We start from the raw sequence: 24,034 nt of genomic DNA on the forward strand, positions 1-24,034 counted from the left end.
TTGACTTTAATCCGCTTGGGACGATGTAATTTGTGCTTCACAGAAAATGGAAAAAGAAGATCCGATGTTTGAGCGAAGCGAGTTGCGGATCTTCCCATTTTTTGGGATGCACAAATTATGCTGAAGCGTAGCGTAAACACCCGAAGGGCGAGTCTGCGGTCGCCTTTTCTTTGGATACTTTATTTTGGCGAAGCAAAAGAAAGTATCTCGGCCGCCGGGCCGAGACCCGGCTTGTGTCCACGAAGGGCAATCATTTAATCAAAGTACGGCATGTAAGCAACGCCGCTGGGCTCCAGCCTACGCTGGAGCGACGATATGATGATTGCTGTTGCTTGACCGAGACCCCGCTTGTGTCCACGAAGGGCAATCATTTAATTAAAGTACGGCATACAAGCAACGCCGCTGGGCTCCAGCCTTCGCTGGAGCGACGAGACTGTGATTGCCGTTGTTTACCTCGAATCCGGCTTGTGTCCACGGAGGACAATCATTTAATCAAAGTACGGGGCACACAACGAACACCGCTGGAGCGCCAGCCCGGTAGCCTCCAGCCTTCGCTGGAGCAACAATATGATGATTGCAGTTTATTGACAGAACCCCATCCTCATCCCATCCTTCTCCTTGAAGGAGAAGGAGTCAACACCAATCCAAGGTTCACAATATGCCATATAGCAAAGAGCCATGAATGGCCCTGCCATACTATTCAGCCTTCGCCCCCAAAGGCTTGAACTGCCCCATCACATCCCTCTTCCCCCGCTCCAGATAAGGCACCGGCTTATCCATCCATTCCGGACGCGGGCTACCCAGCAAATAATGGTCAAAGAACTCCGCCATGTGCACGGTGTAATACTTCATGTTGTCGCGCTCTTTCAAGCCATGCTTTTCACCATTGAAATTGAACCAGTAGGCTTCCTTGCCCAACTGGCGCAAGGCGGTGAAAAATTCTATGGCCTGGTACCAAGGTACTGCATCGTCATCATCATTGTGGATGGTCAGATAAGGAGTCTGTACTTTTTCGATATGGAATATCGGTGAATTTTCTATATATTCCGCAGTCTTGTTCCAGGGTGCGCCACCCATGCGACTTTGCTGTTTTTCATACTGGAAGGCACGGCTCATACCGGTGCCCCAGCGTATACCGCCATAACCACTGATCATATTCGCCATCGATGCGCCAGCTTCCACCGCGCGGAACATATTGGTTTGCGTGATCAGGTAATTGATCTGGTAAGCACCCCAGCTATGACCCTGTATGCCGACACGTTTGGGATCGACATAGCCTTGCGCCAGCACTTTTTGTACTGCCGGTATCACGGCGTTATAGGCACTCTTGCCTGGATGACCGGTCTTGTACACGATGTCCGGACGCAACACGATGTAGCCATTGCTCAGATAACGGGTGACATTGATGTTTTGGCTCGGTGCAGGCGGAACATAGCGATGCAGATTGTCCGACATGTTTTCATAGATGTAGACCATCATCGGGTATTTTTTTGCCGGATCAAAATTCTCAGGCTTGGCCAGCAGTGCTTTCAGCTTCTTGCCATCCAGACTGGTATATTCAATCATCTCTTGCTTGCCCCAGTTGAATTGGGCTTGCTGCGGATTGGCATTACTGATTTTTTGCGGGTTCTGCAAAGCCAGATTACTACTCCACAAATCTGGAAACTCTGTAAAACTTTGCTGCGTGAACAAGACCTTGTCTGCGTTCTTGGCCTTGATCAGGCCGGCAATCATTTTATCTGCGTGTATCAGTTTTACTGGCTCACCTGATTTGGGATTTTGCTGATAATAACCAGTGGAACGATTCGTTTCATTGGTCGCGGCCAGTATCCAGGAATCGGTCGGCAAAGCCTTGGCTTCGGCAACCGGCGAAGGTTCGTCAGCAGGTGGTTTCTTCTCCATGTCGACAGGTACATAGCGCAGTTCCAGACTATGCTTGCGACCGTAACCAGCAGTCAGATTGCGACTGGACTGGTTTTGCGGATTGACTTCCCACAGATCGAATTGATCATATAAAACCACACTGGCATCGTCTTCAGTCCAGCCGGCAAAACCATAGGCATCCTTGACCTCTGGCGTGTCACGCTTGGCATCTTCAAAGCGTGCCTTGATTTTTCCTGTCAGATTGGTCTTGCTCCCATCAGCGGTAGACCAACTGAACCAGATACTGTTATTCGCATCAAAAGCCAGCACATATTTTCCGCCAGGTGACAGGCTCGGTACGTAACGCAATTTTTGCACCAGCAAGCGTGCCTGCCCAGTTTGTAAATCTACCGCATAGGCATCGTGATACAGGGCATCCCAGGATTGTTGCATCTTGTAAGGTACATCACTGGCACCCATGGCAAAACGAGGATTATCATTCACCAGAACATTGGGAATGGTTTTATTGGCAAGCTGCACGAAACGTTGTTCGCCTATATGGAATACGGCCTTGTAACTGCGCTGTTTTTCTTTTTCTGCCTTGACCTTTTGCATGGATTGCAGCTCGGGGTCTTTCCAGTGCCAGAGATCAACCTTGAATGGCTCCGGTGCATCTTTAGGATCAGCTTTTGCCAGTTCTGCAGTGCCAAAGAACAGGCGCTGACCATCCTTGCTGAAGCTCAGGCTGGCATGTTCACTGGGTAACCAGCCTGCTGGCAAACCTGCTGTGTCTACGGTGACGATGGCTTTGGCTTCTGTATCGCCAGCACGCCAGTAATACAGGTTGAAGGCGGTGATGTCCTTGTCTGCTTTATCAGACTTGTCTGCATCAGCATTTTTTTTGCCGGCCTTATCGGCTTCAGCACGTTTCTTTGCCAGGTCATCACGATTGCTGACAAAGGCCAGTTGGCGTCCTGCCTCATCAAAGCGCAGGTGTTTGTAGCTGCCCGCGCCTGCCATGATGTAGCGTGCCGTGGTTTCTTGTGGGCTGACGAGATAAATACCTTCGCGTGCACCTTCTTTGGTGGCATCTTTGGTCAGCACATTAAAGGCCAGCAATTCACCATTCTTGGACCAGGTAAAATCTGCCACGTCCTTGTAGCTAGTGCGTTTCGCATTGGCGACGTCAATCAAAAGAAATTCTGTGCCTGATTCTTTTTTCCTGGCGGCAGCCGCAGCCGCAGTTGCAGTCCCAGTTGCAGCGGCCTGCTGATCATCGTCAGCATATTCATCATCCTTGCTGGCAGCTTCGGCTTCTTTCTTCGCGTCTTTCTTTACTTCTTTCGGTGCATCCAGCAAGACGGCGAGGAAATTACCACCTTCTTCCGGCCAGGCGAAACGTTTGACTCGTTCTATATGTTCGATTTTACCAGTGGCGAGGTCCATGATGCCCAGGCCAGATTTGGGAAGCTCATCCCCCTTCTTCTTTTCTTTCTTTGCCTTGTCCAGTTCCACGCGTGTGGCTGCCACTGCAAAAGCCACATAGCGGCCATCTGCGCTGAACACTGGCGCAGTACCACGCGGGGCACGCCATTCGCGGCCATCCTTAAGATTCTTTACTACGACCTCACCGTCCGATTCTTGTCCGACCAGGGCATAGGCCGCCCAGTTACCATCACGGCTGATGACATTGCCCTGTATGCTGCGCCAGTTGGCATATACATCATGGGTGATGATTTTTTTGGCAGATACCGGGATTGCGCTGCCAGCAGTAGCCTCAGCCTGCAAGGCAGCCGCGTGGACAGTCGGGGTATGCATACCAAAACTCAGACCTATCAGCAGAGCGATGGCACAAAGCTGGCGCGTTGAAGACGGGATGGAGGGCATATCAGAAAATGGCAAAAAACGTGGATGCACGATGTTCACTGAGAAAACCTTTCTTCTTGTTTTGTTGGTGTTAGTTGATGTTGGTTGGCATTACTTGAATTAATGACACGAGCAGACAGGATCACCGTTGTCTGCAAAAAAAATTTATATTATCCGGCTTATTTTGTGATTCAGGATTGCAGTTGCAAAGTTTTTGTCACGCGCATTTCGCCTTTTTCACCGGCACCTGAACCGCTGTTATGCGTTTCTTTTTTTATAACGATGAGACGGTCACCGCTCAGGCCATAGACCAGATCTTCTTCATTTTTTGTTTCGAAACTGATGACGACAAATGCACGTCCTGAAATAGCCTGATGCATGCGACTGGCAATGGGTGTGCCATCAGCAGCGATCCAGATATCCAGACTGCCTTCAAATTTCTTTACGTACTTGCGTTCTTTTTCGGTCAGCTTGTCGACCGGTATTTCGAAGCTCAGCAAGCGTGCCGGCTTGCCATTGTAGGTTTCTGTCTTTTCGGTTTTGAATATGGCTTTTTCCATTGCCCGCGTCAGATTGCCCGCCGCTGAAATCATGGGGCGCAATTCGGATGCATTGACTTCGCGTATGGCAGCCAGACCAGGGGTTTTGGCTTTGGGGTCTTTTTCACGCGCGCGTTCTTCCACTTCCAGCCGGGCCAGCAAATCCTTGCCAAACAAGAGCTGCAAGCCACGTGGGCTGTCTTCCAGCAGGATGCTGGCCTGACCGTTCTGTTCTTCCTGCTCTTTGCCTTCGCCCTGGCGACTCCAGGTTTTTGCTTCGACCAGGGCTTTGACTGGCGATTGTCCTGGCAAACGGGCCAAAGCGGCTTTCAGGTCACTCAATCCGTCGGCTCTGGCCGCAGTAGCGGCCGCACTGAGCAGGCAGGTCGCACTCAATACCAGCAACTTCTTTTTTAGCGACATGAAATCCCCATTGCATTATTCAAGAATCAGCCGGGTCAGACCATCGCTACGCGGAATAGTTCAGCCTGGACGGCCAGATAGCCATTTGCGGTAGACCAGCAATGCCACTTGCGCATCATTGGCCGCATACATGATTTGCCTGTCATTCAACGGAGCAGCCCAGTTGGAGGTTGAGGTTTTCTTTGATTTTTGCAGATTCATGCCAAAAAATTTGGCAACTGCCGCCTTGGCTCCCATGTCACTTTGCTTGCTTTCGCGCATGACGCGTGCCAGGTCAAGGACATTCAGCGGGGTGATGCCCAGCTTGATTTTTAGTCTTTTGACATCATCACCCAGGCCAAAACCAACCTTCAGTATTACTTTGGATTCGAGCAAGGCGCGTACGGCATCGGTATTGATGGCCTTCACCACTGGAAACAAATACGCCCTGGTGTCGGTTGCCAGTTGTATCAGATGGGGACCATCGGATTGCTGGCCTTTAAAAAAGACCGGCTTGGATTCGGTATCAAAACCCAGGATATCGGCATCACACATATGGGCGTAAGCCTGTTCAGCATCTGCTGCTGTCTGTACCAGGAACACGTCGCTGGCCTGTATGCCCGGGTAAGGGGGGAGGGAAATTACCTGATCTTCTGTCATGCCAGCATGATAAGGGAAATGCGGGTATCTGGCTGTCGCTGTGGGCAACACAGCCTGAAAAAATCTGGAAATTCCTTTTTGAAGCCCCCATATCCCAACAAATCAATATCTTTTTTATAATTTCCTAAAAATATCCTTACTCGTAACATGCGCAGCAAAGACCGCAGGTAAAGAGCATGTGCCCATCGTCAAAGTTAAGCGAACTGTTCATATCAATAAAAACAATGAGTTAGAAATAGTTTGTGTAACTTAAAAATAGCTTAAATCGTCAAAGTTAAGCCAACTTTTAGCGAAAATGTCATTTTATCATTGCCAAAGTTGTTAATTTACACTGAAAATTGACCCACGTTTAGCACACAATCCTACTTATCTTGATGAGTAGGGGACAGGAGTGATTGACGTGGCATTACTAGGTATTATTCGACGCTGGCAAATTCGTGACCAGATTCCATTACGGGAGATCGCCAGACGACTGGGCATCTCTCGCAACACTGTCCGGCGCTATCTGCGCTCTGAAGTCACAGAGCCAGCCTATGCGGATCGACAAACAACAAGCGCCATCGATAAATATGCATTACAGCTTTCAAGCTGGCTTAAAACCGAGGCGGGTAAAAATCGGAAGCAGCGACGAAGCTTAAAACAACTTCATCTGGATCTGAAAGAACTGGGATTTGAAGGGTCGTATGACCCGGTGGCAGCCTTCGCCAGGAAGTGGAAGGTGGATCAAACTGACAAGGTCAATTCAGCTAGCAAACACAGTGTTGGCTTTGGATTGCGCAGCTCCACTCCTACCAAAAGTTTGGTCGCGGTGGCCCATCTGGCAACACACCGACGGAGAGGTAAGCCCGCTGCCGCATATCGTCGAAGGAATTAGACATTGTGATCGTGATAAATTCGATGGGACAGAATTAGAGCTACAAAATTTTTGGGCGGATAACTCGGTCAAATTTTAAAGCGGCTGTCCCCTTAAAATAGGTGAGCGAAACGATCAAATGAAATTGGGACTGTAGCCGCCTTTAGGCGGCTCAAGGGTTACTAGGCCCCCCGGTGTCAAAATAGTTATCGCCTCGGCGATTGGGTTGAGGTAAATATCAACACACGCTAGCGTGTATGCCAATTTTTTCCGCACTCAAATGGGTTTGATATCCAGTCTTTCAGCCTGCTTGCTCCATTCGACGTCGCGGTGTGTCAATAGTGTTCTGGTTAGTTCTGCCAAATCGGCCAAGTCATCACCTTGACGCTCACCGGAAATCTGGTCAAGCTTTTGCAAAATCTCTTGCATGTACTCCGCCGTCAATTCGTGTGCTTCAGCAAGCTTGTCAATGCGCAAAAAATTGTGGATGCCGTGGACAATGCCGGCGACGGCGGGCGCGAAGGTTGTCAGAAAAATTAGCCAATGCGCTTCATACCCTATCACGTGAACTCCTCCGCCAACAATGCCAAGCGCCAAGGATGCCCAAGAAAATAGGTTGCCCGCATGGTGAACATTGTGATAAAGCTTTGCTTTGGATTGGTTATATTCCCGCTGATCATCTACGATATGCCGAACATTCTCTGCTACCTCTGCCATGTTTGCTAGGCCGTTGCTCGTACGTGCAATGTCAATCTGCTCATTCAAGAATTCGTATCGCTTCGCTTCTGCGATGCGCCGGAACTTGATCCAGTCCTGGCGCAGTCGAGAGCGACTTCCATGCAAGATCAACACCGACATCACGATGAGCAGGCCCAATTCGACGGTCCCAAATAGCCAGGCATCCTCGTGCGACAAGACAAAACCATAAGGAGCAATGGCGCAGAACATCACACAAATGGCCAGCAGACCTACGGTTAAGCCAAGCCCCCGGTATCTATTTCCGAATAACAGTGCCTTAGCATCAGATTCCTCGTAGGTAAATTTTGCGTTGTCAGCCTCATCGTGGGCTAACCCAAGCGCAGGCGAGCGAGCGGCATTCTCCTCCCGACCCATACCAACTTTAGTCACGATCTTCAAGTACTGTGTGTATATCATTTCTAGCATTGGGAGACCTCAAGTTATTTTGTTGTCTTACCTGAGGTCTCGGCCTGCTCGAGGCGTTGTCCCAAGGCAGTCATCGGCGTCTTCGTACCTGGTTGATCGGCTAAGCGATTCCATTGGATTTGAGCGGAGGACACAATGCCCGCCACGTCTTTCAGTACTTCATTTAGTATATTCTGAGAGCAGGCTAGGTATAGGCGCCCTTCGTGGCGTATCGGGAATTGCGTAGACCCAGGTTCCTTGAGTCCTATCATCAGGCGCCCAATGCAATGGCCGCCAAATTCCGGTAAGAAGTTTTGCGGTGCAGCGGCAAAGCGATCGTGGTTGTTGGCATCCTTAAACAGCCATATCGCACCGGCATAGAAATGACGGAATTGATGCGATCCTCTGACTGACTTTTCCTGCTCAAACAACTCCACCATATCGTCACCGGCCAAGGCCACACCGCTGTTGTCTGACGCAATGCGGGCATCGGCCTTAAACGCCGCTCGCTTCATCTCTTGGCGGATGGCCAAAATCTCTGCGTCAGTAATGGTCTCGGCTTGAGCTGCATTGAGTGCGTACATAGCTAGTTCGGGGAACGAAAGATTATTGTCTTTCGCAATCTGTTCCAGCTTGAGAAACGAATCCCGAACATCTTGAGGAATCACTAAGCCACGATTGCGCAGCAGCCAAATGGCCTGATCCTCAATACCCTTATAACGCCGATTGCCGGAAACTCCAACAATGTAGACCTGAAATGGAAAAGTGAGCCCATCCTTGGGGGTGGTCTTGGCTTTGACGGGGATCGTAAAGCGCTTCATATTAATACTAACTTTTTCGATCTGCGTAGCCAATGCCTCGTCCTTCTTCCCGCCGCGCCCCTCACGCACCATACTAAGGTAGCGGTCGCGACAGCCCAGTAGGGCTGCATCCCAGCAGCGTTTGGCTGTTGCACGCGCATCGGCAAGTGCGCCCATTTGTTCTTCAAGCATCGATAGCGCGTTCATCAAACCGCCTGCACTACCGCGTAGATAAAAGTCCCAGTCATACTGATCAGCCCAGGCGAGGCAGTCTGCCGCTGCTGCGCGCAATTCGTCTCGCAATGCTGCTGGTTGAGCCGTTCCACGCAGTGCATTGCCAAGGTCGCGTTTCAAGCCACATAGTTCAAAGAGAGGCTCGGTCGATGGCCGGTCTTGATGTGGAATTTGGGGCGGTAGTTTTTTGTCTACGGCCTGCATTTGACGCGCAGAAACGTCAAACAGCGATTTACGCTCCGCTATCAGCTTTGCCACATGATCCGGGCGGTCGTTCTTCAACAGCTCAATTGCCTTAATGGTCGCGCTCCGTACCAGTGTGCTGCACTGTGCATTTGGCCCCATGAAGCGAGCGCAGGAAAGGAAGGGCGCACTCAGCTTGCCCAGCTCAAGGCCATGACGCACTATGAGCGTAGCGCGCTCTTGCGGTTTGGCCTGTTCTTCTAGTTTTTCCAAGGCTGCTGAAAAAGCGGCCATGCTGTTTCCCGTCTCGTCGAAGTTTTGCAACTCTACAATTCGTTGGTTGTAGAGAGTTCCATATGCCTTTAGACTGGCCAGACTCAGTTCGCTCGCTCGCGTCGCATCTTCGTTTACATAGAGCTCGAATTTGGCACGCTGCAAGAGTAAACTTGCTTCGGCCGCCTCGAAAGTTTTGTCAGTGCGGGCGCCACGAAAACGGTCGATGATGGTTTGGGCTTCGGCAGCCAGAGTTGCATGAGTAGTCGCAGACTTTGCGTTCAAGGCACTATATAGCTGACTAAAGACCAGTACCAAATGTTGGCGGGCCATGGATGTTGAGCGAGGGAATCGCTTGCGACCAAGGTGGATAGAGCTTTCTCTAGCCAAGTTCATCCGCAAGGCTTCATCGTTTTTACCTGCATGTGTAAGTGCATCATGTAGTCCTTGTTGCATGACAATCAGCCCCTCCAGTGCGGCACGATTGTCGGGGTACTGGCCGACTTGCCCTTCGAGTTGCGCGCAAGTCTTTTCCAGCGCCGCTATCGCTTCCATAACATTGCCCTGCTCGCGGAGATAACTGGCGATTGGATCGAACACTGCTTCCCGCCAATACTCACCGTTTGGTATGGTGCGGGTCCGTTCCAGCAGTGCTTGCGTGGACTTGACAAGTGCCTGCTTGTCAAAATTATCTAGGAGACGAGAAAGCATGAACAGGCGATAGATTGCTAGGAAGTGCACCTCATGTAATTGTGGGGACACCTGCCGCTCGGGCAATTGGGCAATGTATTCGTGCACTTGTTGCCAAGCTTTGGCTGCACCGAGCTGATCCCCCGCTCTGTTAAGCTGAACGGCCGCCCGCGTCTTGAGGCGAGCCGTGCGTAGCAGGCCGGCAGGCGACTGGTCCGAGCCCAGCTTGTCGCTCAATTGACGTTCCAGAGGCACCAGCTTACCGAGGAGTTCTCGCTCGATTTCGCCAAAACCGTGGACATCGTCCATGTCGGGACGTTCAAGCGTGTTGAGCACGTCGTCGATGTTTTGGCGCGCAATGGCCAGAGTTTCGGCGGTCACCGTTTGCGACTTTTGCAGGGCATCGGTCTGCGCCTTAAGTTCTGCATAACTTTGGTTTACCTTCACTTCGGCCCGTTGTGCCTTGTCCGCCTCCAGTTCTGCCTGTGCGCTCTTTTCTTTCGCATCGGTCTCGGCGTGCAATGCCCGCACAGATTCTTGTTTCACGAGTGCCGTCTGTTTCTCTGCCAGCGTGAGGTTGTTGGTGGCGTGCCGCTCTGAGTTCCAGGCGAAAACCAGCGCAACAACGGCGACAATAGCCAACACCGAGGTGGTGGCCACCCAGCGTTGTAGCAGCTTGCGTCCCTGCTCCAGTTCGCGTGTTCGTTGTTCAGCCGCGTTGCGGCTGGCTTCGGCCACTGCCAGTTGCTGGTTGGCGCGACGTTCATTGCGCGATTTCACTACCAGCGGGGCAAGCAGGTCGTGGGTTAATTCAATCCGCTGGGTGGCACCGATGCGCTCTTGGGTCAATAGACGCGCGTCCATCAATTTTGTTAGAGCAGACTCTGCCTCGTGCGCCATCACGCCGCCTGCTTGCAGTGCAAGTATCAAGTCCACATGCGGACAACTGTTGCGGTGCCCGCTTTCGCTGACGATCAGCGGGCTTTCAATCACGTCGCGCACAGACTCAGGCAAGCCCTCGAAGCATCGAATATAGAAATTCTGCAAGATATTAGAACCTTGCTCGCGTAGCTGATCAAGGGTGATGCGTTCTTCGCCCGTCTGTAAGCGTACTTCGTTCAATTCAAAGCACAGTAAACTCAGCAAAGGCGGTACAGCCTCAATCTCGCTCAAGGGTGCGTCGTCACGCACTTGGGCAACAAAGCGAACGATCGCTGCTGCTGTCGTTTTATCCACTAGCTGACGGCTTCCTAGACTGCCGGGCTGCACCACAGCGTCGAGTGCTTGCGGGCCGTTCAGTGGATGGAGTACCATTCGGTTGCGCATCAGCGCGGGCAGTTGGCCCTTCCATGCCTCCAATTGGGCAAGAAAATCTTCGCGCAGCGTGATGACCAAGCGGGCAGGAGTGATCTGTTCAATGAACCGGGACGCAAACTCGTCATCATCCGCCAATCGTTCACGCAACTCCAGTGGTACACGGTTCTCCACCAGACCGGCGAGTTCCCTGAACAGCAACTGCAGTTCGGTGCCTTGCGACTGGCCTACTGTGAACACCTCTTCAAACTGGTCCAGCACAATCACCGGCGGATGTGCGCGTAGTTCAACAAAATCCTTCCGGCTGTGGGCACGTTCCCATAGTGTGCGCTCGCTCGCCTCGCACCCCAAAGCCTGATCCCACGCATCACGGATTTGAACGATCAGCGGCTGGCCGTCGTAGCGCAAGCGAACCACAACCGGGCGGGCTCCATTCTCTCGCAAACGCGGCACTATGCCAGCACCGAGCAGAGAGGACTTGCCCCGCCCCGATAGGCCAAAGAGCACAGTGAGCGGCAGAGATTCAATGCGGTCAAGTAATTCCTGAATCTCCCGATCGCGGCCAAAGAACAGTGTGCGTGTCTGTTCGGTAAACGATGACAGGCCCAGCCACGGGCGATCTGGGTTGACGTCAACTGTGTCCATTTGTGAGGTAGATGTCATGTGCGGCTCCCGCGAGCCCGGTGCAGGTCACCCACCCGGCGCGCCAACTCATTCAGGCCATCATCGCCCAAGTTGTGGAAGTGTCGTCGCATCGCGACTTGTGGCTCTAGGCGTACGTCTTTAGGCGAGGCAATATCTACCAGCACCGGTAGATAAAACTCCTCGGTGAGCCCACCTTGCCGTTGTGCCGCCCACTCCCTTTCGCGATGGACGTAGCGGTCGGCGTTAGACTCGCTGGCGCTCGAAACCAGTGCTATGAACAGACTACTGCGCAGCCTGACTGCGGCTTCCAGCCGCTCGTCATAGAGCTGGCCAGCTTGTAGTTGACGGCGATCTATCCACACCGACACAGCAGCGGCATGCAGGGCGCGCGCGACATTTAGCGCAACGGCGAGGTCTTCATTGGCATACGAAATAAACACAGCGCCAGCAGGCATATCGCGCGGTAGTGATTCTAGGAAACGACGATCATCGGCCTCCACGCCGAAGGTCTGCTGCCAGCGCGAGAACAATTCGGCAACAAAGTCATTCGGATTGCCGCGAACGAGGCGTGTGGTCTTTACGGCTTGGTCGAAGTACAACACGGTCGAACGGCTAAGCTCCGGACCATCGTCGGCGATATATTCACCAATGTGATCGCGACTACGGCTACTTAGGCGTTCGCCGCGCACCACACGTAGTAGAAAACGTACTGTCCAGTCGTCGGCTGGCGCACCGAGAAAGAGCAGGCTGCGTTCCTTGAGCGCATTGAACAAGTTCTTCAACTGATCGGCATGTTCGAGCAGCCCACAGACGAACTCCATCAGGTCTTCTTCCCAAACAGCGAAGTCTCGGCACTGCTGCGCGTCTTGATCGCCAAGTAGCTGGTAAAGGTAGGCATCGCCACCGCGTAGCTTTGCCGTAGGCAGATCGCGCTCGGCTGGTGCCTCGTTCGGATGAAAAACAACATGATGACGCTGGGCATCGAAGGATGGACGCCCAGCACGAAGAGCTGTTAGCATGTGATGATCGGGCGTGGTGCCGAGGTACAGCCCGAACCCACGTATTCTGGCAAGCTGGCTCAATGAAGGGGAGAGATAGCGGCCATCAGGGGCAGACGCTGAAAGCTGAGCATCGATTGTCTTTAGAAGCATGCGCAAGCTTCGGTAGATCGGAATTCGTTCACGCCCGGACAATACATGCGCTGCGGCCGCAGCACCAGTCGTCGCATACGTTTGCGGCTCGCTTAGGCCAAGCTCGGTTGCCAGCCGCTGGGCGAGCAGCGTGTACAACGGCTTCTGAATACCAAATTCGTCGGGAACAGTGATGAGAGCCGAACCAATCACTGGCACCACACGACCCGCATCGATCTCGTCAAGCAAGTCGCGCCAATCGCTATCCGTCATAGACCCTTGCATAGCACAGCCCCTTCTTTGAATTCGATCTGATGTATGATGGACAAATCAAAGGGCAAGACATGTGCAAATAGCCCGAGTTGCTGATTGTAGTAAATTACAATTACAATTTAAAGTGAAGATTAAAAGTTTGTGGCATAAAAGACAAAAAATCACTGAAGAATGCTCGAGCTAAGGCAAATGCATGGGCCAGGAACTCCCTATAGTTAGTGTATTGAGCATTGATGCCGGAGCGCTAAGCTTTGTAAAGACTGTTGAGGTCTACGTCAGCTTCGCTAAAACTGATGGTTTGCTACAAACGCTGGAAGGAAAAGTGCCCTATCGGGTTGGCGACGCACTGTTGCTTGGCATCCAAGGTGAGCAATGGCCTGTGGAACGCAATCAATTTGATGAGTGGTATCGGCCAGTGGAAGGTAAGGCAGGCTGGTACGTAAAGGTAAAATCGGTACTCGCTACGCAATTGCCTTATGCGTTTCGCGTGCCTGTTACCGCTGATGGGTTGGTTTTCCTAACTGGCAAGGCGGGCGATTGGGTGGTGCAGACGGCTATTGGTCATCTTAGTGTTGTAGATAAGCTTATCTTTGCGCAGTCTTATCGGCCAAGTTTGTGGGTGCGTACCTAAATATTGAGGCCACCAGCAGTTTGTTAGGGAGGGATTTATATTGCTCCAAGCGCGTTAGGCAAAAATATACATCCTCTGGCAGGACGCCTTCCAGTTGCGGCTAATATGCGGCAATTTGGCGCATTGTGGCTTTTATCGCAGCAGCATAAACAGTATTTTTGTCTATTTGAATAGCAGATCTCTCTGCTTGTTCCATTCGAGGACTAATTTTTTCAATTCGCCCTCAATTCTTTTTTTCTGCGCTAATTGATGGTCGACGATAATGTGCATTCCTCGGAAACTCTGATGGATCAGATAAACGGTAGTGATAACACCAATTCCATAAATAATGATTGCACATAACGAGACGCAAATCACAAATGTACTAGGTATCCACGCTAAGTCTCGGTCCATTTTCGTGTACTATTCCTCAAGGTTATTCCATACAAATTGACTCGTGGAGCGATTAAATAGGGAAATGAAAAGACCACTAGCATTGTCGACATTACTCACTTAACCAGATTTAATCAGTACCTGCTCGCCCTCTAACAAAGTAAAAATTACATGTCCCTCTCGGATCGATAAGCGGCCAGGAAGACGTATGTCACGTTCTTTACCATCTGCAGTCAAATACCAGATATCTGTTCACTCTTGAGTCCTAGACCTGATCTTTGATTTCCGTTTCCACTCCCCTCAAAAATATGAATGTGCCCGCTACCGGTTACGTGAGTGTGATTCGTGTAAGAAACCGATATAACTTAAAGCTCCAAACCAGTTTGAAGGCGTCCTTATCCCGGATGACATCCTTTGTAAATGGGGAGTGCAGTCGCATGATTGTTCTGTCCCGGGAAAAATAAATAATTAAAAATAAGCGTGCAATAGGGAAAATACTAAGTAAGTCTTAGTGTTACGTTAACTAAAAACTCAGATTATCTTAGTATTTAGGCTAAGAATCGGGATGACGCAGCTACCAGCACGATTAAAGGCAGCGAGAAAGATGATGGGAGTTTCCCAAATGGCTTTAGATGTTGCCGCAGGAATCGATGAAAATTCTGCATCTGCAAGAATTAATCAATCAATCAATACGAGCGTGGTGTTCACGTACCTAATATTCAAATCATGACGCACATTGCCAAGGCGTTGAATGTACCTGTGGCACATTTCTATGCTGATAACGATTTGCTCGCGCAGTTGCTGGTTGATTTTCACCGGCTTGGTACAAGAGATAAATCCAAGGTAGTCAAGCTGATTAGCGAGCTACGAAGTAGCGCTTAATCCAGTATTTTCCATGCGATGAGTATCAGTGCCAATCTTAAATTGCATTATTGTGACAGCACTAATGTGCACGATATTTTGCGTATTGAACGATACGGAATTGGAGACAAAGAAATTACCTAAAAAGTATCGAAAAATCCCTTAGTCCATGCGTTTTTACTAAAAAGATATTAGAAATCAACTCATTAACACGAAATCGTCAAAGTTAAGCCGTAACTTTGATGATGTGTGAGGGTTATTGTGAGGATGGGCACATGAAGTTGCCATATGCGCATGTTCAGTGCAAATATATGGCCTCACTCCTTTCGTGTTTTTCGTGCTTTTTGCGCTGTTCCGTTTGCTAATCGGATGGCAAAACAGCAGTTTCAGACAATGCATCTGCTTGATCCGCTTTCAAAGGATCAATGCGCCGCCTGCGTGGTCTGGTGCTGGACAAGGCCTCAATGATCAGAGCCTGGCCATCGGGCAGTGAAATCGCCAGCTTTTCCTGTCCGTCATGCTTGAAATGGTAGACCGTGGCCGCGCCAACGGCAGCCGACTTCTCCAGGGTTGCCAGCATCAGCAAGTCTGGCAATTCTGTCACCTTGCCGGTGCGCCAGAGTAGTTTATTCATTGACGTGCTCGCGGAATTTGATAGTAAAACCGGCAGCATCCATGGGCCGACCAAAATAATAACCCTGCACCTGGTTGCAGCCCATTTTGCGCAAAAGTTCGGCCTGTTCTTTCTTCTCCACCCCTTCGGCAACCACGCTCAGACCCAGGCTCAGCGCCATCGCGATGATGGCACTGGCAATGGCTGCATCGTCCGGATTTTCATGGATATCATTGATGAAGGATTTATCAATCTTCAGTTCATCAATAGGAAAGCGCCGCAAGTAGGAAAGACTGGAATAGCCGGTACCAAAATCGTCGAGTGAAATCGAAAGACCTAAGTTTTTCAACGCACGCAGTGCCACCAGGGTGCTGCTGACATCCTGCATCACCATGCTCTCGGTCAGTTCCAGTGTGACTTGTGCGGGGTCAGCGCCGGTTTCAGTAAAAATACTGGCCACCCTTTCGGACAGGTCTTCTTGCCGGAACTGCCGGGGCGACATATTGACGGCAATTTTGAGGTCTGCCATACCGGCTTTTTTCCAGCTCACTTGCTGCCGGCAGGCTTCAGCCAGAACCCATTCGCCCAGAGGTATGATCAGCCCGGTTTCTTCTGCCAGTGGAATAAATTCTATGGGGTGTATCAAGCCTATCTGCGGGTGATGCCAGCGCACCAGCGCCTCGGCACCAACAATACGGCCACTGGCCAGTTCTATCTTGGGCTGGTAATGCAGGGTAAATTCATGCCGCTCCAGCCCGCGCCGCAAGGCACCTTCCATATTCAGGCGACTGATGGCTGTCACGCCCATTTCAGGGATAAACTGGCGCACGCTGTTGCGTCCATGTTCCTTGACGCGGTACATGGCGATATCAGCATAGCGCAACAGTATCTCGCCATGGTCACCGTCCCTGGGGTACAGGGAAATACCAATACTGGCCGTCACAAATACATCATGCCCATTGATTTCAAACGGACGTGACAATGCGCCCAGGATTTTTTCGGCGACAACATCCACATCACTGGTTTCTGGCAAATCGGTGAGGATGACGACAAACTCATCTCCGCCCAGGCGGGCGACGGTATCTGTTTCGCGCACACAGTGACTGAGCCTTTGCGCAACCTGTTTCAGCATTTCATCTCCGGCACCATGGCCGGATGCATCGTTGATGAGTTTGAAGTGATCCAGATCAAGCAGCATCAGACCCACCGACAGATCCTGGCGCTTGGCCCAGGCAATGGCCTGGGTGATGCGGTCATTCAATAAATTGCGATTGGCGAGACCAGTCAGACTGTCATGCGTGGCCTGGTATTCCAGCTCTTTCTGGTAATTGACACGTTCGCTGACATCATTGATGACACTGACAAAATGTGTAGTGGCTGCACCACTGGCATCCTTGACGGGCGAAATGTGCAATTCATTCCAGAACTGTGTGCCGTCCTTGCGGTAATTGCGCAATAGCGCACAACCCGCTCTTTTTTCACGCAGGGCAGAGCGTATCTCTTGCAAATCAGGCTGGGCCAGGTCTTCCCGGACCAGGAACCGCCCTTCCCGCCCTATGACTTCCTGCGCCGTGTAGCCAGTGATTTTCTCGAAAGCCGGGTTCACATAGACGATGGAATGATCGCTGTCATCGCTACGGGTAATCATGATGCCATTGCTGCTCGACACCAGTGCCTGTTCGCGCAAGAGCAAAGCCTGTTCGACTTCCTTCAATTGGAATTTACTGTCAGTGATGTCCTGCTTGACTGCCACCAGATGTGTGATCACACCGTCCGCATTGCAGAGCGGGCTGACGATCTGTCTTTCCCAATACGTCGTACCGTCCTTGCGATGGCTGAGCACTTCACCCTGCCAGTGTTCGCCAACTTTCAGGGCAAGAATAACCCGCATGACTTTCTCGTCAGCTGGATCACCAGAATTCCAGAACACATGCTGACCCAGGACTTCATTGAGCCGATAGCCAGAAATGCGACAGAAACTGTCATTGCCATATTCCAGTTCACCGCCGGCATTGGTGATCACCACGGCAAATGGACTTTGCTGCACGGATAATGCCAGCATTTCCATATTGTCTTGTAAATCGTGGTGCTCATGTGTGCTGCTCAGGGAGTGTACGGCGTGCGCCAGTTCTTTTGCGAAGCGGCTGAGTATGTTGTAGGCATCACTGTTTTTGCTGAGGTCAAATTCCGCCCCTACCCGCAACTGCGCCAGTGCATGGCCATAATGCTGTAGCGGCAACACCAGATATTGCGTGCCTTGTTCAGCTTGCCTGTCAGCACGAAAACGATAAATTTCTGACTTGTCGCCCAGATCCAGTTCGATTTCAGCACACAGATAACCGGCACGCTGTACCAGGATGCGACAAAAACCACGCAACATCTCTGGTAACGCTGACGAATACCACAGGCAATGGGAAATCTCCCCCAGCAACAGATACCACTCTTCGAGCCGATGTGACTCGACATCCAAAGCATTCGTTTGGTCGATAATAGCCATTGCTTCGCGGTCTCCTGTTCAACACGCTGTTTTCCGGACTTACGCAAAACCGCCCCATCTGCGTTGCAGCTCCTAGCCGTACTAAAGTACTGTCTTCGTCGCTGCGCCTTGATGGGACAATTTTGCGTAAGTCCTAACTGGGCAAGTGAATTTTTATACCTTGTAGCCACACGAATTGCAACAAAAACCGCCAAAGCAGCGCTGTCTATTTATGCTGCAATTGCGTTCAAACAAATAGAGAACTGCGCAGATTTTTAAAAAATATTTACAAAAAGAATAATTTTCCTGTTTTTATCTTTTTCGGTTTTCCCTTGAATTTCTCTGTGCCTATGTGTCTCTGTGGTGAAAGGTCTTTAGTATTTCAACAATCTACAGGTTAAAATTAATAAAACAACATCAAGCAAATTAGCCTATACAGCGCAAAAGCCGTTAAAATCTAAGGTTTGGCAAACTTTATTCATCGCTTCTTCAAGAAGTGACAAAGGCAGATAGCACGATGCTCACATTTCAACAAATTATCCTGACATTACAAGATTACTGGGACAAACAAGGCTGCGCCCTGTTGCAACCTTACGATATGGAAGTGGGTGCGGGTACTTCGCACACAGGTACTTTCTTGCGCGCCATCGGGCCGGAACCATGGCGTGCGGCCTATGTACAGCCTTCCCGTCGTCCTAAAGATGGCCGCTATGGCGAAAACCCTAACCGTCTGCAACACTATTACCAGTATCAGGTGGTGTTGAAACCGGCACCGGAAAATATTCTTGATCTGTATCTGGGTTCATTGAAGGCCCTGGGTCTGGATTTGCAGCAAAACGACATTCGCTTTGTGGAAGATGACTGGGAAAACCCTACCCTGGGTGCCTGGGGTCTGGGCTGGGAAGTCTGGCTCAATGGCATGGAAGTCACGCAGTTCACCTACTTCCAGCAAGTCGGCGGCATTGATTGCAAGCCTATCCTGGGTGAAATTACTTACGGCATCGAACGTCTGGCCATGTATTTGCAAGGCGTGGAAAACGTATACGACCTGGTATGGACAGAACGTGAAGAAAATGGCCAGACCGTGCGCCTGTCTTATGGCGATGTTTTTCATCAAAACGAAGTCGAACAATCGACCTTCAATTTTGAATATTCCAATACCGATTTCCTGTTCTCTTTGTTCACCAACTACGAAGCAGAAGCCAAGCGCCTGTTGGAAGTGACCGAGAAATCCCTGGCGCTGCCAGCCTATGAAATGATTTTGAAGGCGGCACATACCTTCAACTTGCTGGATGCGCGTGGAGCGATATCCGTGACCGAGCGTGCCGCCTACATAGGCCGCATCCGCAATCTGTCGCGTGCAGTGGCTGCGGCTTACTATGCATCGCGTGAAGCACTGGGCTTCCCCATGTGCGCGGCAGATGACAGGCACAAGCCTGCTCCCGCCGCTGTCACTACAACTACGGTCGCCGCTGCATAAGCACTGCATAGCCAACAAGAACATCATTAAACAGATTCTGGCACAGCGCCGGAACGTAGGATAAGAAACATGAGCCAAACACTGTTAGTTGAATTATTTACCGAAGAGCTGCCACCCAAGGCACTGGCCAAACTGGGCGAGGCATTCAGTGCCGGCATCGTGGCTGGCTTGAAATCACGCGATTTTCTCGACGCTGATTCCAGCGCCACCAGCTATGCATCACCACGCCGCCTGGCGGTCAGCATCACTGGCGTACGTGCCACATCGCCAGACAAACTGATGCGTGAAAAAGTCTTGCCGGTATCCGTTGCACTGGATGCAGCTGGCAATGCCACACCACCGCTGGCCAAGAAACTGGCAGCGCTGGGCTTTCCCAATTTGCAAGTCAGCGATCTGGAACGTGCTGTTGATGGCAAGGCGGAGAGCTTCTTCTACAGCTATACAGCCGCAGGTACCGCGCTGGCACCCGCCGTGCAGACTGCACTGGAAGACACCATAGGCAAACTGCCTATCCCGAAAGTCATGAGTTATCAACGCCCGGATGGTGATACGGTGCATTTTGTGCGCCCTGTGCACAAGATCATTGCGCTGCATGGTGTCAATATCGTACCCTTGTCTTTGCTGGGTTTGAACAGCGACCGCATTACCAAAGGCCATCGCTTCCTGTCTGCTGGTGAAGTCAGTATTGCCAAGGCTGAAGACTATGCCGCCAACCTGAAAACCGAAGGTAAGGTCATCGCCAGCTTCAATGAGCGTAAAGAACAGATACGTGCTGCCCTGCTGGGCAAAGCCGGTGGCGATCAGGTACTGATGCCAGAAGCCCTGCTGGATGAAGTCACCGCCCTGGTGGAATGGCCAGTCGTGTACGAATGCAATTTCGAGCAGGAATTTTTGGCGGTACCGCAAGAATGTCTGATCCTGACCATGCAGACCAACCAGAAATATTTTGCCCTGACGGATGCCAATGGCAAATTGCGTTCACGTTTCCTGATCGTCTCGAATCTGGAAACCAGCGACCCGCAACATATCATCCAGGGTAATGAACGCGTCGTGCGTCCGCGCCTGTCAGATGCAAAATTCTTCTTTGAACAAGACAAGAAAAAGACACTGGAATCACGCCTGCCTTTGCTGGCGAACGTGGTTTACCACAACAAGCTGGGCAGCCAGGCAGAACGTACCCAACGCGTCAAAACCCTGGCAGGAAAGATTGCTGCCAGCCTGAAAGGCGACATCGCCCTGACCGAACGCGCCGCCCTGCTGGCCAAGACCGATTTGCTGACCGACATGGTAGGTGAATTCCCTGAGCTACAAGGCATCATGGGTACCTACTATGCCCAGCACGATGGCGAGCACGCTGATGTCGCCGCTGCCGCATCTGAACATTATCAGCCACGTTTCGCCGGTGATGCGCTGCCAGCAACGCTGACAGGTACTGCCGTAGCCCTGGCAGACAAACTGGAAACCCTGGTCGGTATCTGGGGCATAGGCTTGCAACCTACCGGTGATCGTGATCCATTTGCCCTGCGTCGCCATGCGCTGGGCATCTTGCGCATGCTGGTAGAAAAACGCCTGAACCTGTCGTTGAACACCTTGCTGACACAAGCCGTGGCACTGTTTGCCGGCAATGCCAATTTCACCGACCCGACAGCCGATGTATTGAACTTCCTGTTTGACCGCCTGCGTGGTCAATTGCGCGACAAGGGTTTTTCACAAAGCGAAGTGGAAGCCGTGGTTGCCCAGCAACCAGACACGCTGGATAACATCGTTGAACGCCTGCAAGCCGTACAAGCCTTTGCTGCCCTGCCAGAATCAGAAGCGCTGGCAGCTGCCAACAAGCGTATTACCAATATCCTCAAGAAGGCCGAAGCTGCACCAGGCGCAGTGAATCCATCGCTGTTGCAGGAAGCCGCAGAACAGGCCCTGGCCAAAGCCATGGCCGATGTCAAACCAGAAGTCGATGCAGCCTTTGCCAAAGGTGATTTCACCAGCGCCCTGAAAACCCTGGCCGCCCTGCGTGCAGCGGTGGACAGTTTCTTCAATGATGTGATGGTGAATGCAGAAGACCTGGCCTTGCGTAACAACCGCCTCGCCTTGCTGGCCAGCCTGCATGGCATGATGAATCAGGTAGCCGACATTTCCAAGCTGGCCGCCTGATAAAGTTATATAGTACAAACCAAGACCATGCACGCAAGGACAGTACCCGCAACAGCGGCACTGTCCTTGTAAACCGATGCCTACTGATGACCAATGAGAAGGACAGGCCATGAAACTCATCATCCTTGACCGTGATGGCGTCATCAATCAGGATTCGGATGACTTTATCAAGTCGCCCGATGAATGGAAACCCATCCCCGGTTCACTACAGGCAATTGCGCGCCTGAACCAGGCAGGTTATTGCGTGGTCGTGGCCACCAATCAGTCTGGTATAGGCCGAAAACTGTTTGATATGGCGACCCTGAATGCGATACACCAGAAAATGCATACCGCAGCCCAGCAACTGGGTGCCACTATCGATGCGATTTTTTTCTGCCCACATATGGCAGATGAAAACTGCGACTGCCGCAAACCCAAGCCCGGAATGTTGCAGGAAATTGCACGTCGCTATGACATTAATCTGAAAGGTGTGCATTGCGTCGGTGATTCGCTGCGCGATCTGCAGGCGGGTTTTGTCGTTGGTTGTATCCCGCACCTGGTATTGACTGGCAAAGGCACCAAAACCCAGGAAAAAGGCGGGCTACCCCCTGGTACGCAGGTCTATCCCAACCTGGCAGCGATGGTGGACAAACTGGTGGAAAACTCACCATCCGAATTTAATATCGCGATCTGAACGCTTTCAGCATCGCCGCAACTGGAGACTACATGCTTCGTTTTACCCTTTTTGTACGCTCACTGATATTCTTGCTGGTGATGGGCATAGTGACCATCGTCTGGGCTCCCATCAGTATGCTGTTTGCGTTTTTGCCGTATAACCAGCGCTATTACATCACGGCCCGCTGGAATGTCACCATCATCTGGGCAGCAAAAGTCATTTGTGGCATACGCTACCAGACCAAAGGCTTTGAAAATTTCCCGGATGGACCGGCCATCCTGCTATGTAAACATCAGTCCGCCTGGGAAACCATCTTTCTGTTGATGGCAACACCGCGTCCGCTGGTATTCGTCTTCAAAAAAGAAATCACCTATATCCCCTTCTTTGGCTGGGCAATATCCATGCTGCGCATGATCCCTATTGACCGCAGCAAGGGCAAGGATGCCTTCGCCCACGTCGTCACCCAGGGCCGCAAGCGCCTGGCCGATGGCCAGTGGATCATCATGTTCCCTGAAGGTACACGTATCGCCGTGGGTAAAAAAGGCCAGTACAAAGGCGGCGGTGCCCGTCTGGCAGTGGAAACAAATACACCGGTTGTACCTATCGCGGTAAATTCTGGCGAATGCTGGCCCAAAAACTCTTTCACCAAATTGCCAGGTACTGTCACTGTGTCTGTCGGTAAACCGATAGCCCCCAATGACATGAATGCAGTTGAACTGATGGCTGAAGTGGAAAAATGGATAGAAGCAGAAATGCGCGTGATTTCGCCGCAGGTGTATCAATCTGAGCAAGCCAGATAAGCTATCCGGGCTGATGCGATCTGCGTCGGCCCATTCCCCTCCCCCTCAAGAAATTCTCAATTTCAGCCACAAAAACACGAAACCCTGAAAATAGGTCACACTATTGAATATGTCAGCAAAAAATGCTGGCCAAAAGTTCCATGTGATATTGAATCAGGATTACCCAGGCTGAAATGAAACCCCGCATTCCATCTATTGGCAAAGCCATACAAATGGCTTTGCAACTGGATTTATTCAGTGATTTTCTGGTGCCGGACAAACTGCGTCCCGCACCTGCCAGTCCCCCCACTCCAGCCAAAGACAGTGTCCAGAAGGATGAAGTGCGTCCGCTCGCGCCGCCACCATCCACCTTTGTCAACACCAGCAACAAGCGGCGCATCCTGATACAGGATTATTTGCTTGAATATGATTTGCAGCGTTCGAAACGCCGCAGCATCGGTTTTCTGATCAATGAAGATGGTTTGCGCATCACGGCACCGCGTTGGGTGACCATAGCTGATATTGAAACAGCCATACACGAGAAACAAAGCTGGATATTACGCAAGCTGACCGAGCGCCGGGACCGTACGCAACGTCAGCTGGAACCAAAAATGCACTGGAAAGATGGGGCAAAACTCCCCTATCTGGGTGGTGAGATCACGCTACAGATAGCGCCAGCCTCTGTCAGTGGCACCCATTTCCTGGCAGACCAGGGCACGCTGATCATCAACCTGCCCGCCAATGCCGGCGAGCAGCAGTTGAAAGACCGTGTACAAGCCTGGTTGCAACAGGAGGCCAAGCGGGTATTCAATGAGCGCCTGCCGGTCTTTGCAGAAAAACTGAATGTGCGCTATCAGAGCATGGCGCTGTCAGCGGCGACCACGCGCTGGGGTTCTTGTACCTCACAAGGAAAAATACGCCTGAACTGGCGACTGATTCATTTTTCACCGATGATTATTGATTATGTCGTCGCGCATGAACTGGCACATCTGCGGGAAATGAATCACAGTCCGCGTTTCTGGGCGACGGTACAATCCGTATTCCCCGACTTTGAACTGGCCCGCAACAAGTTGCGCCAGCATGCCAGCGCCGATCTGCCCGCCTTTTAAGTCTTGATTGCCAATCCTGCACTGATGAACCAGGCA

General features: G+C 51.4%; 14 protein-coding genes and 1 pseudogene. 7 read left to right on the forward strand and 8 right to left on the reverse strand.

The features are described 5' to 3' along the window. Positions 1–696: 696 nt before the first annotated feature. The 3 genes from H8L32_RS28170 to H8L32_RS15310 form a co-directional block, all read right to left on the reverse strand. Positions 697–3,789, reverse strand: a complete 3,093-nt coding sequence (locus tag H8L32_RS28170) for a S9 family peptidase (protein WP_222619374.1) — start codon at positions 3,787–3,789, stop codon at positions 697–699. A 131-nt stretch (positions 3,790–3,920) separates the two neighbouring features. Continuing rightward, positions 3,921–4,691, reverse strand: coding sequence for a hypothetical protein (locus H8L32_RS15305; RefSeq protein WP_186948113.1), 771 nt, complete (start codon positions 4,689–4,691; stop codon positions 3,921–3,923). Between the two features lie 60 nt (positions 4,692–4,751). Next, positions 4,752–5,330 carry a 3'-5' exonuclease gene (locus H8L32_RS15310; RefSeq protein WP_186948114.1) on the reverse strand — a complete coding sequence of 193 codons (579 nt, stop codon included), beginning with the start codon at positions 5,328–5,330 and terminating at the stop codon, positions 4,752–4,754. 391 nt (positions 5,331–5,721) lie between these two features. On the opposite strand from H8L32_RS15310, the pseudogene H8L32_RS15315 reads away from it, so the two are divergent. Then, positions 5,722–6,048: pseudogene (locus H8L32_RS15315) on the forward strand (helix-turn-helix domain-containing protein); the annotation flags it as partial. A gap of 411 nt (positions 6,049–6,459) precedes the next feature. Here the strand turns inward: H8L32_RS15315 and H8L32_RS15320 are convergent. From H8L32_RS15320 to H8L32_RS15330, 3 genes are read right to left on the reverse strand one after another with little or no spacing between them, the layout of a single operon-like run. Beyond that, entirely contained in the window at positions 6,460–7,347 is an 888-nt protein-coding gene (locus H8L32_RS15320; RefSeq protein WP_186948115.1) for a hypothetical protein, read from the reverse strand. Positions 7,348–7,361: 14 nt separating this feature from the next. Further along, a complete protein-coding gene (locus H8L32_RS15325; protein WP_186948116.1) occupies positions 7,362–11,483 on the reverse strand; it encodes a YHS domain-containing (seleno)protein in 4,122 nt (1,373 codons plus the stop codon). Further along, positions 11,480–12,868 carry a toll/interleukin-1 receptor domain-containing protein gene (locus tag H8L32_RS15330; protein ID WP_186948117.1) on the reverse strand — a complete coding sequence of 463 codons (1,389 nt, stop codon included), beginning with the start codon at positions 12,866–12,868 and terminating at the stop codon, positions 11,480–11,482. The genes H8L32_RS15325 and H8L32_RS15330 overlap by 4 nt, the downstream gene beginning before the upstream one ends. A 193-nt stretch (positions 12,869–13,061) precedes the next feature. Between H8L32_RS15330 and H8L32_RS15335 the strand changes: the two genes are divergently transcribed. After that, entirely contained in the window at positions 13,062–13,499 is a 438-nt protein-coding gene (locus H8L32_RS15335) for a PGDYG domain-containing protein (RefSeq protein ID WP_186948118.1), read from the forward strand. Positions 13,500–15,093: 1,594 nt separating this feature from the next. Here the strand turns inward: H8L32_RS15335 and H8L32_RS15340 are convergent. After that, positions 15,094–15,366: a hypothetical protein gene (locus tag H8L32_RS15340; RefSeq protein ID WP_186948119.1), complete on the reverse strand. Its 273-nt coding sequence runs from the start codon at positions 15,364–15,366 to the stop codon at positions 15,094–15,096. Continuing rightward, on the reverse strand, positions 15,359–17,842 hold the full coding sequence (locus tag H8L32_RS15345; RefSeq protein WP_186948120.1) for a GGDEF and EAL domain-containing protein: 2,484 nt from the start codon (positions 17,840–17,842) through the stop codon (positions 15,359–15,361). The genes H8L32_RS15340 and H8L32_RS15345 overlap by 8 nt, the downstream gene beginning before the upstream one ends. Before the next feature lie 496 nt (positions 17,843–18,338). On the opposite strand from H8L32_RS15345, the gene glyQ reads away from it, so the two are divergent. The 5 genes from glyQ (at position 18,339) to H8L32_RS15370 (ending at position 23,998) form a co-directional block, all read left to right on the forward strand. Further along, positions 18,339–19,301, forward strand: a complete 963-nt coding sequence (gene glyQ, locus H8L32_RS15350) for a glycine--tRNA ligase subunit alpha (protein ID WP_230412239.1) — start codon at positions 18,339–18,341, stop codon at positions 19,299–19,301. 69 nt (positions 19,302–19,370) lie between these two features. Further along, complete coding sequence (gene glyS, locus H8L32_RS15355; RefSeq protein WP_186948121.1) at positions 19,371–21,455, forward strand: glycine--tRNA ligase subunit beta; 2,085 nt, start codon at positions 19,371–19,373, stop codon at positions 21,453–21,455. Positions 21,456–21,564: 109 nt separating this feature from the next. After that, positions 21,565–22,128, forward strand: coding sequence for a D-glycero-beta-D-manno-heptose 1,7-bisphosphate 7-phosphatase (gene gmhB, locus H8L32_RS15360; protein WP_186948122.1), 564 nt, complete (start codon positions 21,565–21,567; stop codon positions 22,126–22,128). Between the two features lie 32 nt (positions 22,129–22,160). After that, entirely contained in the window at positions 22,161–22,910 is a 750-nt protein-coding gene (locus H8L32_RS15365; RefSeq protein WP_186948123.1) for a lysophospholipid acyltransferase family protein, read from the forward strand. Positions 22,911–23,083: 173 nt separating this feature from the next. Next, positions 23,084–23,998 (forward strand): M48 family metallopeptidase, encoded by a 915-nt coding sequence (locus tag H8L32_RS15370; RefSeq protein WP_230412240.1) that lies wholly within the window; start codon positions 23,084–23,086, stop codon positions 23,996–23,998. Positions 23,999–24,034: the final 36 nt, after the last annotated feature.

This window comes from Undibacterium hunanense (assembly GCF_014284335.1).
Classification (GTDB): Bacteria; Pseudomonadota; Gammaproteobacteria; order Burkholderiales; family Burkholderiaceae_D; genus Undibacterium; species Undibacterium hunanense.

Coding starts and splice junctions, on each gene's coding strand:
- glyQ (WP_230412239.1), top strand. CDS start 18,339: ATGCTCACATTTCAACAAATTATCCTGACATTACAAGATTACTGGGAC.
- H8L32_RS15320 (WP_186948115.1), bottom strand. CDS start 7,347: ATGCTAGAAATGATATACACACAGTACTTGAAGATCGTGACTAAAGTT.
- H8L32_RS15305 (WP_186948113.1), bottom strand. CDS start 4,691: ATGTCGCTAAAAAAGAAGTTGCTGGTATTGAGTGCGACCTGCCTGCTC.
- H8L32_RS15335 (WP_186948118.1), top strand. CDS start 13,062: ATGGGCCAGGAACTCCCTATAGTTAGTGTATTGAGCATTGATGCCGGA.
- H8L32_RS15370 (WP_230412240.1), top strand. CDS start 23,084: ATGAAACCCCGCATTCCATCTATTGGCAAAGCCATACAAATGGCTTTG.
- H8L32_RS15330 (WP_186948117.1), bottom strand. CDS start 12,868: ATGACGGATAGCGATTGGCGCGACTTGCTTGACGAGATCGATGCGGGT.
- H8L32_RS15365 (WP_186948123.1), top strand. CDS start 22,161: ATGCTTCGTTTTACCCTTTTTGTACGCTCACTGATATTCTTGCTGGTG.
- H8L32_RS15325 (WP_186948116.1), bottom strand. CDS start 11,483: ATGACATCTACCTCACAAATGGACACAGTTGACGTCAACCCAGATCGC.
- glyS (WP_186948121.1), top strand. CDS start 19,371: ATGAGCCAAACACTGTTAGTTGAATTATTTACCGAAGAGCTGCCACCC.
- H8L32_RS15340 (WP_186948119.1), bottom strand. CDS start 15,366: ATGAATAAACTACTCTGGCGCACCGGCAAGGTGACAGAATTGCCAGAC.
- H8L32_RS15345 (WP_186948120.1), bottom strand. CDS start 17,842: ATGGCTATTATCGACCAAACGAATGCTTTGGATGTCGAGTCACATCGG.
- H8L32_RS15310 (WP_186948114.1), bottom strand. CDS start 5,330: ATGACAGAAGATCAGGTAATTTCCCTCCCCCCTTACCCGGGCATACAG.
- gmhB (WP_186948122.1), top strand. CDS start 21,565: ATGAAACTCATCATCCTTGACCGTGATGGCGTCATCAATCAGGATTCG.